The sequence below is a fragment of the Pseudomonas sp. XP1 genome, from assembly GCF_053557675.1.
In genome coordinates, this window is sequence record NZ_JBNRIJ010000003.1 from 277,414 (window position 1) to 286,253 (window position 8,840).

The 8,840-nt window shown below is 66.9% G+C and carries 9 protein-coding genes; 2 read left to right on the forward strand and 7 right to left on the reverse strand.

Going from position 1 to position 8,840, the window contains the following annotated elements; genetic code table 11:
• Positions 1-25: 25 nt before the first annotated feature.
• Genes mdcH through mdcA form a run of 7 tightly spaced genes read right to left on the reverse strand, consistent with a single transcriptional unit; the run spans position 26 to position 6,094 of the window.
• Positions 26-946, reverse strand: coding sequence for a malonate decarboxylase subunit epsilon (gene mdcH / locus ACK1U9_RS05100; RefSeq protein WP_046614358.1), 921 nt, complete (start codon positions 944-946; stop codon positions 26-28).
• A complete protein-coding gene (locus ACK1U9_RS05105; protein WP_108481591.1) occupies positions 943-1,557 on the reverse strand; it encodes a malonate decarboxylase holo-ACP synthase in 615 nt (204 codons plus the stop codon). Before ACK1U9_RS05105 ends, mdcH begins: the two co-directional genes overlap by 4 nt.
• Before the next feature lies 1 nt (position 1,558).
• On the reverse strand, positions 1,559-2,350 hold the full coding sequence (gene mdcE / locus ACK1U9_RS05110; RefSeq protein WP_108481590.1) for a biotin-independent malonate decarboxylase subunit gamma: 792 nt from the start codon (positions 2,348-2,350) through the stop codon (positions 1,559-1,561).
• Complete coding sequence (locus ACK1U9_RS05115; protein ID WP_108481589.1) at positions 2,347-3,195, reverse strand: biotin-independent malonate decarboxylase subunit beta; 849 nt, start codon at positions 3,193-3,195, stop codon at positions 2,347-2,349. Before ACK1U9_RS05115 ends, mdcE begins: the two co-directional genes overlap by 4 nt.
• Positions 3,188-3,487 (reverse strand): malonate decarboxylase subunit delta, encoded by a 300-nt coding sequence (locus ACK1U9_RS05120; RefSeq protein WP_024087234.1) that lies wholly within the window; start codon positions 3,485-3,487, stop codon positions 3,188-3,190. The genes ACK1U9_RS05115 and ACK1U9_RS05120 overlap by 8 nt, the downstream gene beginning before the upstream one ends.
• A gap of 1 nt (position 3,488) precedes the next feature.
• Positions 3,489-4,433, reverse strand: coding sequence for a triphosphoribosyl-dephospho-CoA synthase (locus tag ACK1U9_RS05125; protein ID WP_153670846.1), 945 nt, complete (start codon positions 4,431-4,433; stop codon positions 3,489-3,491).
• Positions 4,433-6,094, reverse strand: coding sequence for a malonate decarboxylase subunit alpha (gene mdcA, locus ACK1U9_RS05130; RefSeq protein ID WP_108481841.1), 1,662 nt, complete (start codon positions 6,092-6,094; stop codon positions 4,433-4,435). The genes ACK1U9_RS05125 and mdcA overlap by 1 nt, the downstream gene beginning before the upstream one ends.
• 394 nt (positions 6,095-6,488) lie before the next feature.
• Between mdcA and ACK1U9_RS05135 the strand changes: the two genes are divergently transcribed.
• Together ACK1U9_RS05135 and ACK1U9_RS05140 are read left to right on the forward strand one after the other, a co-directional pair.
• On the forward strand, positions 6,489-7,559 hold the full coding sequence (locus ACK1U9_RS05135) for an enoyl-CoA hydratase/isomerase family protein (RefSeq protein ID WP_046614365.1): 1,071 nt from the start codon (positions 6,489-6,491) through the stop codon (positions 7,557-7,559).
• A gap of 16 nt (positions 7,560-7,575) precedes the next feature.
• Positions 7,576-8,727 (forward strand): acyl-CoA dehydrogenase family protein, encoded by a 1,152-nt coding sequence (locus ACK1U9_RS05140; RefSeq protein ID WP_075045375.1) that lies wholly within the window; start codon positions 7,576-7,578, stop codon positions 8,725-8,727.
• The last annotated feature ends 113 nt before the right edge of the window (positions 8,728-8,840 follow it).

Sequence of the window (8,840 nt, forward strand, 5' to 3'; positions counted from 1 at the left end):
GTCACCATCCGCCGCAGTGCCGCTGTCATCGTTCGTTAGCCACCTCCTGGCGCAGCAGCGCATCCAGGGTGTCCCAGCGGGTGCCTTCAACAGCAACCACCCTGCCCTGTTCGAACACCGGCCGGGCCAGCCCGCCGAGCACGTTGCCGGGCGGCAACTCCAGGTGCAGACGCACGCCACGCTCATAGGCGTTGCGCAACGTGGCACGCCAGTCGACCAGCCGCGCCATGTTGCCGGCCAGGTCGTCGCGCAGACGCTGTGGGTCGAACACCGGCCGTGCGCTGCTGCCGCTGAGGTAGGTGATACGCGGTCGCTGCAGCTCGACCGTGGCGAAGGCACTGGCCAGTTCGGCCGCGGGGCCATCCAGCAACGGGCAATGCGACGGCACGCTGACCGCCAGCCTCCGGGCCACGCCCTGGCCCAGGCGGCGTGCCCTGGCGGCAACCGCAGCCATCGCGTCATCGCTACCGGCGATGACGATCTGGTTGTCGCTGTTGAGGTTGGCGACATACACCTCGCCGCCTGTATCGCTCAACAAGCGTTCGACGCAGGCCAGGTCCAGGCCGCTGAGTGCGGTCATGCCGTAGCCTTGCGGATAGGCGCGCTGCATCAGTTCGCCACGCAGGGCAACCAGGCGCACGGCATCGGCAAAGCCCAGGGCGCCCGCCGTGACCGCTGCCGGATAGGCGCCGATCGACAACCCCGCCACGTAATCCGGCGCGGGGCTGCGCTGCATCAGCCAGCGCGCCCAGGCCACGCCAGCCAGCAGCAGACACAGCTGCACGGCACGGGTCGTCTGCAGGGCCTGCTGGCTGTCCAGCGCCAAGGCCTGCTGGCCGAGGGTGTCACTGGCTTCTTCCAGCAATTGCCCGGCACACTCGGGCAGGCGCTGCAGCATGCCCACCTGCTGAGCGCCCTGGCCGGGGAAGGCGAACAGGCTGCTCATGCGGCACGCTCCATCACTGCCCATGGGTCGCTGACCAGGCGTGGGCCATCGGCCGACTTGAGCAGCACGCGGCGGGCGAAGCCGGCCCACTCGCGCAGGGCGACAGCGCCCGCCGGGGTTTCCAGCTGCAGGTCGATACGACAAGGCGCGCAATCGAGAATATCCAGCAGCGCACGCGCCTGCGCCCGGGCCAGTGGTTGTGGCGTGCGCAGCAGCAAGTCCAGGTCGCTCTCGGCGTGTACCACCTCCATACCGGTGGCGAGCTGATACCCCACCCCACCTGTCGGCCCCCAGGCCAGGCCGCTGGCATCCAGCACCGGGGCGACCGAGGCCAGGGCCTGCAATGCAGGCCAAGGGCTTTCCGCCTGCCAGCGCAGCGCTTCGGGGCCTTGCTGACATTGGATATCGGCCAGCCGCATCAGTACGCCCGACCGCTGCGCCCTGCCCTGGCCACGCAGCCCTACCGCCACCCAGCCGTCCGCACAGGTGGCACGGCGCACCACCACCGGCTGGCCGCTCAGCAGCACATCCTGCGCCCAACGCGGCGCATCGGCAGGCAGGCCAGATACGGGCATGCCCCAGAGCAGGTCGTGTGGCCTTGGCGCGTTCATCTCAAGCGCCCTGCCACTGGCGACGCAGCTGTTCGCGCACCTGGCGCGAGGCGCTGCGGTTTTCGCCCGCCAGCCGCGACGACAAATCGCTCGAGCTGCCGATGTCGCGCACCGCATCTGCCAGGCAGGCACGTACCTGAGCGATGTCGGCACTGCTAGGCGTCTCGGCGTTGTCCACCGTCAGGCGGCGCCACAGCAGGCCAAGCGAGGCGTAGCTGGCAAGGTCGTAGGCCATTGGCGGCACCTCGGCGGCCAGGGCTTCCAGTTGCTCGACGCTGCGCAGGGTGATGCGCGCCGCCGCAGCCTTGCCCATGGCGTGCACCATGACCCCGGCATCGTCCAGGGCGATCAGGCGCTGGGCCTGGTAACCGTGCGCCAGGAAGGCACCAGACATGGCCTTGCCGACCAGCAGGCCGATCACCGGGTGCCCCGCCAGCCGTGCCTGGGCATAGGCCTGCACCGCAGCAGCCAAAGCCTGGTGGATCCCCAACGCCTCCTCACGGCGGCCATAGGCCTGGCTGGGCACGTCGATCACCGCGACGATGGCGCGCTTCTGGCCATGGCGGTCAGCCTCGATCGCTTCGCTCACGGCCTTGGCCAGGCCCCAGCCTTCCAGCAGGCCGACTTCGCCCGAGCGCGCACGGGGGAACGGGTTTTCGGCGTCCGGCACCACGGCGATGAAGCGCGCCAGGCGGTTGTCCAGTTCGCCATCGATTACCCGCAACGACGCGGGGTAGCCTGGCAAGGCTTGCCCGCCGGCCAGGCCCGGCAGCCAGTTCAAGGCACGGTTCATTCGGCATCTCCTTGGTAAAGGTCACGCACGGCAGCGGCATCCAGTTGCGGGCAGCCATCACCCAGCCGGGCCAGGCGTTCGAGGAACCAGGCGTGTTGACCGGCGCGATCCGTTGAAGGCTCGTCGAGCAGTTGCAGCAAGCGTTCGCGCAAAGCCTCGATGTCATCGGCCACATAGGCGTCGACCAGGCCGCTGGCTTGGCGCTGCTCGCCGCCGGTCAAACTCCAGATGAAGGGGCGGTCCTTGGCATCGTATTCACCGATGCCCGCTTCCTGCTCGATCACCTGCGGGCCGTTGAGGCCCAGGCGGGCTTCGCGGGTGACCAGCAAGTGGCTGCACAGGCCGGCGGCGATGGACATGCCGCCGAAACAGCCGACCGACCCTGCGACCAGGCCGACTACCGGCTGCCAGGCGCGCAGCTCGACAATCGCCGCCTGTATTTCGGCAATCGCCGCCAGGCCCAGGTTGGCTTCCTGCAGGCGTACACCGCCGGTTTCCAGCAGCAGCACGGCGCAGGTGGGGATGCCGTTGCGATTGTCTTCGATGGCCAGTTCCAGCGCACCGGCTATCTTGGCCCCCCCCACCTCGCCCATGCTGCCGCCCTGGAAACCGCCTTCGATGGCGGCAACCACAGCGTTGCGCCCGTTCAGCAGGCCCTTGGCGATGACCACGCCATCATCGGCCTGGGGCACGATGCCCTGGCGCGGCAGCCAGGGTGACATAAGCCGGTCGAAAGGGCCCAGCAGTTCACGGAAGCTGCCCGGGTCGAGCAAGGCGCGGGCGCGTTGGCGGGCGCCGAGTTCGACAAAGCTGCGGCTGTGCAGCAGGCGCGCGATATCAGTCATGGGCGATCTCCTCGAAGCCTTGCTCCAGGCGCAAGCGCACCACGCCTGGGGTGGCGCCGAAATCATGGATGTCGATGTTCACGGCCGGCCAGGTGCGGCCCTCGAACAGGCGCTGGAACAGCTGCGCCCAGCGGGCAGCGCTGCCGTTGACCGAGGTCACCACCTGGATTTGCAGGCTGCCGGCGGTGCCGGGTTCGATCAGCACTTCAAGGTCGCCGGAGCTGACGCAGCCCACCAGCGTGCGGCCACGCCCAGGTGCGGCGGCGGGGAATTGAAAGGTCAGGGTTTCCATGTCACAGGCTCCCGGCTTTGTCGAGGAACAGGCAGGCGGCCAGCAGATCGGCGGCGCCGCCCGGTGAGGCATTCAGGTGCAGCAGGTGCTGGTCCAGCCGGCGCAGCTGCCGGCGCCCGGCCAGCGTGGCGCTGCCGCCTTCGCTCAGCACGGTACGGGCGCCGTGCTGGACGGCAGCCAGCCCGGTCGGGCCGCTGCGCCAGAGCACGCAGGTATCGTTGAGCACGGCCATGATCGCCAGCAGCGCGTCCAACCGGGCGTGCGGCTCGCTGGCACCGGCGGTGCGGCTGCGCTGCAGTTGCGGCAGGCCGTGGCCGATAACCGCCGGGAAACCTTGTTGCGCCTGTTCGCGGGCACCGCCAGTGCCATAGCGGCGGCGTACCTGCAGGCCATGGCTGTCTTGGGTGGTCATGGCGGGATCGTCGAACAGTGCGATGCGACCGGCACGGGCAGCCAGGGTGCTGGCATCGGCCTGGGTATCGAGGGCCTTGGATGCTACCAACAGGCCGAGGGCCCAGATTGCGCCGCGGTGGGTGTTGACCCCGCCGGTGGCGGCCAGCATTGCCGCCTCGCCTTCGCGGCCGAGCTGGCCCAGGGTGGTGCGCAGGGGCTGGCCGAGGGTGCCGATGGCCTGAGCGGCTTCGGCCATGTTGCGCAGGCAGGGCCACAGGGCCAGGGCCGAGGCATGCATCAGGGCCAGGGTCATGTCGTGGTGGGCGCCGTTGCCACGGCGGTCGACCAGGCCGGGTTTGGGGGACAGGTCGGCTTCGTCGATCAGGGCTTCCACGGCCAGGTCGGCCAAGTGGTCGGCCAGGGGTAATTCGGTTGCCTGCGCTGGCCTCTTCGCGGGTAAACCCGCTCCCACAAGGATTGCGCAATTTCCAGATGCATCACTATTGCTGTGCTCGCGAAGAAGCCCACGCGGTTGCAAGTCGAGTGCTTTCATCACCAGCTCCTGAACCGTGCAGGCGGGTTGTAGAGGCCGCCGGACCATTCGACCAGGTCGGCGATGCTGCGCGCAGCCAGCAGTTCGCGGCTGGCGTCGGTGCGGCGGATGCCGAGGTCTTCGGGCAAGGCGACCAGGCCTTGCTGGCGCAGGCGCTGACTGTCCTTGGGGTCGTGCCGCAGGCCGATGGCGGTAACCCCGGCCACGGCGGCGATCATCTGCTGGCGCTCTTCCAGGCTGCGGGCCTTGTACAGGTAGGCAATGCCCTCCTCGGTCAGCAGGTGGGTGACATCGTCGCCATAGATCATCACCGGCGCCAGCGGCATGCCGGCTTTCCTGGCCACTTCCACGGCATCGAGGGTTTCCACGAAGGTGGGCTTGCCGCCTTCCTGGTAGGTCTCGACCATCTGCACCACCAGCTTGCGACCGCGTTCGAGCATGGTTTCCGGCACGGTCATGTCGAGCCAGGCCGGGGTCGCGTGGCGCCGGCCACGGGGGTCGTGGCCCATGTTCGGGGCACCGCCGAAGCCGGCCAGGCGGCCGCGGGTCACGGTCGAGGAATGGCCATCGCCATCCACCTGCAGGGTGGCCCCGATGAACAGGTCGACAGCATACTGCCCGGCCAGCTGGCACATCATGCGATTGGAACGCAGCGAACCATCACGGCCGGTGAAAAACACGTCCGGGCGCTGGGCGATGTAGTCCTCCATGCCCAGCTCGGTGCCGAAGCAATGCACGCTTTCCACCCAGCCGGTCTCGATGGCCGGAATCAGCGTCGGGTGCGGGTTGAGTGTCCAGTTGCGGCAGATCTTGCCCTTCAGGCCCAGGGACTCGCCATAGGTAGGCAGGATCAGCTCGATGGCGGCGGTGTTGAAGCCAATGCCATGGTTCAGCGACTGCACCTGGTGTTTTTCGTAGATGCCGCGAATGGCCATCATCGCCATAAGCACGTGCACCGGCTTGATGTGGCGCGGGTCGCGGGTGAACAGCGGCTCTATATAGAAAGGCTGGTCGGCAACCACCACGAAATCGACCCAGGATGCCGGGATATCGACCCGCGGCAGGTCATCCACACGGTCCACCAGCTGGTTGACCTGGGCAATGACGATGCCGTCGCTGAAAGCGGCCGGTTCCACCAGTGCCGGGGTGTCTTCGGTACTGGGACCGGTGAACAGGTTGCCATCGCGATCGGCCATGAAACCAGCCACCAGGGTGACGTTGGGGATCAGGTCGACCAACAGCCGCGAGTACAGCTCGATATAGGTGTGGATGGCGCCGACTTCGAGCAGGCCGTCTTCCAGCAGTTGGCCAATGCGCAGGCTCTGCGGGCCGGCGAAGGAGAAGTCGAGCCTGCGGGCGATGCCACGTTCGAACAGGTCCAGGTGCTCGGCCCGGCTGACGCTGGGCATGATCATGTGCAGGTCGTGCAGGCGCCCAGGGTCGACCTTGGCCAGCGCGCGGGAGAGGAAGTCGGCCTGCTTCTGGTTGTTGCCTTCTAGCACTACCCGGTCGCCGGGAGCCAGCAGCAGTTCAAGGGCTTCGACGATTCGCTCGGTAGGCAGCACCACGCCGTCGGCGAGGTGGCGGACCCGGTCAAGGCGACGCTGCTTTTCGGCGCGCCGCCGCGACCATTGCGGCGGTGGATTCTTGGTTGTTGTCATGGTGACTCCACGGGTTCGCTGTCGTGGGGGTCACCTTAGGGCTGGGGTGGTTGCGCATCAATCAAGCTCAGGCATTGATCGTTACGGTCAGGGTAACGATTTAGCATATGCGCTGTCGCTCATGACCCTATCGCAGGCAAGCCAGCTCCCACAGGTACAGCGCAGGCCTTGAAGGTTGTGCGGTATCTGTGGGAGCTGGCTTGCCGGCGATAGGGCCAGCCCGGCCAACCTGAAACCTTGCTAGAGTGGCGTTATCGCCACACAAGACAAAAATGCAGAATCCCCCTGCAGATTTGTCGATTGTGCAAGGCAAATTCGCATGACAGGATCCTGCGATCCTCCAGCGAACTCCAGACTTCACTTGGAAAATCAATAACAAAGCAGGGAGAACGCAATGACTGCGCACGCTCATACCTCGGCAACAGACCATGTGCTGGCCGAGGTCCGCAACCAGGTCGGCCACCTGACCCTGAACCGCCCCGCCGGCCTCAATGCCCTGACCCTGGACATGGTCCGCAGCCTGCGCCAGCACCTCGACCTGTGGGCCGATGATCCGCACGTTCGCGCCGTGGTACTGCGTGGCGAGGGCCCAAAGGGCTTCTGCGCCGGTGGCGATATCCGTTCGCTGCACGACAGCTTCAAGGCCGGCGAAACGTTGCATGAAACCTTCTTCGTCGAGGAATACGCCCTTGACCTGGCCATCCATCGCTACCGCAAGCCGGTGCTGGTGCTGATGGACGGCTTCACCCTCGGTGGCGGCATGGGCCTGGCGCAGGGCTGCGACCTGCGCGTGGTCACCGAACGCAGCCGCCTGGGCATGCCCGAAGTGGCTATCGGCTACTTCCCGGATGTGGGTGGCAGCTACTTCCTGTCGCGCATCCCCGGCGAACTGGGCACCTACCTGGGTGTCAGCGGCACGCAGATCCAGGCAGCCGATGCACTGTACTGCGGCCTGGCCGACTGGTACCTGGCCAGCGACCAGCTGGCAGCCCTCGACCAGGGCCTGGACCAGCTGCGCTTTGGCGACCACCCCCTCAAGGACCTGCAAAACCTGCTGGCCAGGCTCGGCACTCAGGTGCTCGCCGATGCGCCGCTGGAAAAACTGCGACCGGTCATCGACCATTTCTTCGCTCTGCCGGACGTGCCTGCCATCGTCGAGCAACTGCGTGCGGTGAGCATTGGCGACAGCCACGCCTGGGCCGTGGCCACCGCCGACCAGCTGGAAAGCCGCTCGCCGCTGGCCATGGCGGTTACTCTGGAGATGCTGCGCCGGGGTCGCCAGCTGGGCCTTGACGACTGCTTTGCCATGGAGCTGCACCTGGACCGCCAGTGGTTCCAGCACGGCGACATCATCGAAGGCGTGCGCGCGCTGATCATCGACAAGGACAAACAGCCACGCTGGAACCCGCCGACCCTGGCCGCACTGCAACGCCAGCGGGTCGACCAATTCTTCGAAGGCCTGTGAGCCCGGGAGTACACAGATGCAAGACCTGGAACTGAGCGAAGAACAGATCATGATCCGCGACATGGCCCGGGACTTTGCCCGTGGCGAGATCGCCCCGCATGCACAGGCCTGGGAAAAGGCCGGCTGGATCGACGATGGCGTGGTGCGCAAGATGGGCGAACTGGGCCTGCTGGGCATGGTGGTGCCGGAAGACTTCGGCGGCAGCTACACCGACTACGTCGCCTACGCCCTGGCGGTGGAAGAAATCGCCGCCGGCTGCGGCGCCACCGGAGCGATGATGAGCATCCACAACTCGGTGGGCTGCGGCCCGCTGCTGGCCTACGGCACGGCAGAACAGCAACAGCAGTGGCTGCCACGCCTGGCCACCGGCGAGGTGATCGGCTGCTTCTGCCTGACCGAGCCACAGGCCGGGTCCGAGGCGCACAACCTGCGCACCCGCGCCGAGCTGGTGGATGGCCAGTGGGTGATCAACGGCGCCAAGCAGTTCGTCAGCAACGCCCGCCGCGCCGGGTTGGCCATCGTCTTCGCGGTGACCGACCCTGAGCTGGGCAAAAAGGGCCTGTCGGCGTTCCTGGTGCCCACCGACAACCCGGGCTTCAAGGTCGATCGCAGCGAGCACAAGATGGGCATCCGCGCTTCCGACACCTGCGCGGTCACCTTCGACAACTGCCGCATCCCTGCCGCCAACATCCTCGGTGAGCGTGGCAAGGGCCTGGCCATCGCCCTGTCCAACCTCGAGGGCGGCCGTATCGGCATTGCTGCCCAGGCACTGGGCATTGCCCGCGCCGCGTTCGAGGCGGCGTTGGTCTATTCGCGTGACCGGGTGCAGTTCGGCAAGCCGATCAACGAACACCAGAGCATCGCCAACCTTCTGGCCGACATGCAGGTGCAGGTGAATGCCGCGCGCTTGCTGATCCTGCATGCCGCACGCCTGCGCAGCGCCGGCAAGCCGTGCCTGTCGGAGGCCTCGCAGGCCAAGCTGTTCGCTTCGGAAATGGCCGAGCGGGTGTGCTCGATGGCGATCCAGGTGCATGGCGGCTATGGCTACCTGGAGGATTACCCGGTGGAGCGCTACTACCGCGATGCGCGGATCACGCAGATCTATGAAGGGTCTAGCGAGATCCAGCGGATGCTGATTGCGCGGGAGTTGAAGCACTATCCGCTGTAATCAGACGGGATACAGGGGCCGCTGTGCGGCCCTATCGCCGGCAAGCCAGCTTGTGTCTTGAGAGGGGATTAGAATCTGAAGTGAGAGCGGTGAATGGCAAGCTGAATGCCAGA